This window comes from Stenotrophomonas sp. 93052_Sma (genome assembly GCF_056481145.1).
The window spans coordinates 4,907,501-4,910,000 of sequence record NZ_CM151134.1 but is presented as its reverse complement, the minus strand read 5'-3'; the positions used below and the strand labels follow the sequence as shown (position 1 = coordinate 4,910,000).

At 53.7% G+C, this 2,500-nt stretch carries 1 rRNA gene (only partly in view); it reads left to right on the top strand.

Annotated elements, in window-relative coordinates:
* Window positions 1-2,500, top strand: a 23S ribosomal RNA gene (locus ACZK2V_RS22880) (it extends past both window edges: 151 nt to the left, 230 nt to the right).

The window sequence follows — 2,500 nt, the reverse complement described above, 5'->3', positions numbered from 1 at the left end:
GTGAATACATAGCTGCTGGAAGCGAACCTGGTGAACTGAAATATCTAAGTAACCAGAGGAAAAGAAATCAACCGAGATTCCGTAAGTAGCGACGAGCGAACGCGGACTAGCCCTTAAGCTGGATTGGTTCTAGGAAAACGCTCTGGAAAGAGCGGCCATAGAAGGTGATAGCCCTGTATCTGAAAGGGCCATTCCAGTGAAGACGAGTAGGGCGGGGCACGTGAAACCCTGTCTGAACATGGGGGGACCATCCTCCAAGGCTAAATACTACTGACCGACCGATAGTGAACCAGTACCGTGAGGGAAAGGCGAAAAGAACCCCGGAGGAGGGGAGTGAAATAGAACCTGAAACCGTGTGCGTACAAGCAGTAGGAGCTCCGCAAGGAGTGACTGCGTACCTTTTGTATAATGGGTCAGCGACTTACTGTTCGTGGCAAGCTTAACCGTATAGGGGAGGCGAAGGGAAACCGAGTCTGATAAGGGCGCATAGTCGCGGGCAGTAGACCCGAAACCGGGTGATCTAGTCATGCCCAGGGTGAAGGTGCGGTAACACGCACTGGAGGCCCGAACCCACTCCCGTTGCAAAGGTAGGGGATGAGGTGTGATTAGGAGTGAAAAGCTAATCGAACCCGGAGATAGCTGGTTCTCCTCGAAAGCTATTTAGGTAGCGCCTCATATGTATCCTCTCGGGGGTAGAGCACTGTTATGGCTAGGGGGTCATCGCGACTTACCAAACCATTGCAAACTCCGAATACCGAGACGGACTGTATGGGAGACACACGGCGGGTGCTAACGTCCGTCGTGAAAAGGGAAACAACCCAGACCCACAGCTAAGGTCCCAAATTCACTGCTAAGTGGAAAACCATGTGGAAAGGCACAGACAGCCAGGAGGTTGGCTTAGAAGCAGCCACCCTTTAAAGAAAGCGTAATAGCTCACTGGTCGAGTCGGTCTGCGGGGAAGATTTAACGGGGCTAAGCAGTGAACCGAAGCTTGGGGTGCATAACTTTGTTATGCGCGGTAGAGGAGCGTTCCGTAAGCCGTTGAAGGTGGATTGAGAAGTCTGCTGGAGGTATCGGAAGTGCGAATGCTGACATGAGTAACGATAATGCGGGTGAAAAACCCGCACGCCGAAAGCCCAAGGTTTCCTTGCGCAACGTTAATCGGCGCAGGGTGAGTCGGCCCCTAAGGCGAGGACGAAAGTCGTAGTCGATGGGAAGCAGGTTAATATTCCTGCACCTCGCGTAAGTGCGATGGAGGGACGGAGAAGGTTAGGTGTACCAGGCGTTGGTTGTCCTGGGGAAAGGCGGTAGGTTTGGATCTTTGGCAAATCCGGGATCCTCTAAGACCGAGCACCGAGACGAGCCTTTATGGCGAAGTCACTGATACCACGCTTCCAGGAAAAGCTCCTAAGCTTCAGCTTACGCAGACCGTACCGTAAACCGACACAGGTGGGTAGGATGAGAATTCTCAGGCGCTTGAGAGAACTCGGGTGAAGGAACTAGGCAACATGGCACCGTAACTTCGGGAGAAGGTGCACCCTTTTTGGTGGCTCGTGCGAGCTATAGCTGAAGAGGGTCGCAGTAACCAGGCCGCTGCGACTGTTTATCAAAAACACAGCACTCTGCAAACACGAAAGTGGACGTATAGGGTGTGACGCCTGCCCGGTGCTGGAAGGTTAATTGATGGGGTCAGCCGCAAGGCGAAGCTCTTGATCGAAGCCCCAGTAAACGGCGGCCGTAACTATAACGGTCCTAAGGTAGCGAAATTCCTTGTCGGGTAAGTTCCGACCTGCACGAATGGCGTAACGACAGCGGCGCTGTCTCCACCCGAGACTCAGTGAAATTGAAATCGCTGTGAAGATGCAGCGTTCCCGTGGCAAGACGGAAAGACCCCGTGAACCTTTACTATAGCTTTACACTGAACGTTGAGTTCGTCTGTGTAGGATAGGTGGGAGGCTATGAAACTGTGGCGCTAGCTGCAGCGGAGCCATCCTTGAAATACCACCCTGTCGTGCTTGACGTTCTAACCTGGGCCCATTATCTGGGTCGGGGACCGTGTATGGTGGGTAGTTTGACTGGGGCGGTCTCCTCCTAAAGAGTAACGGAGGAGCTCGAAGGTACGCTCAGCGCGGTCGGACATCGCGCACTGTGTGCAAAGGCATAAGCGTGCTTGACTGCAAGATCGACGGATCAAGCAGGTAGGAAACTAGGACTTAGTGATCCGGTGGTTCTGTATGGAAGGGCCATCGCTCAACGGATAAAAGGTACTCCGGGGATAACAGGCTGATACCGCCCAAGAGTTCATATCGACGGCGGTGTTTGGCACCTCGATGTCGGCTCATCACATCCTGGGGCTGTAGTCGGTCCCAAGGGTATGGCTGTTCGCCATTTAAAGTGGTACGCGAGCTGGGTTCAGAACGTCGTGAGACAGTTCGGTCCCTATCTGCCATGGGCGTTGGAGATTTGAGAGGGGCTGCTCCTAGTACGAGAGGACCGGAGT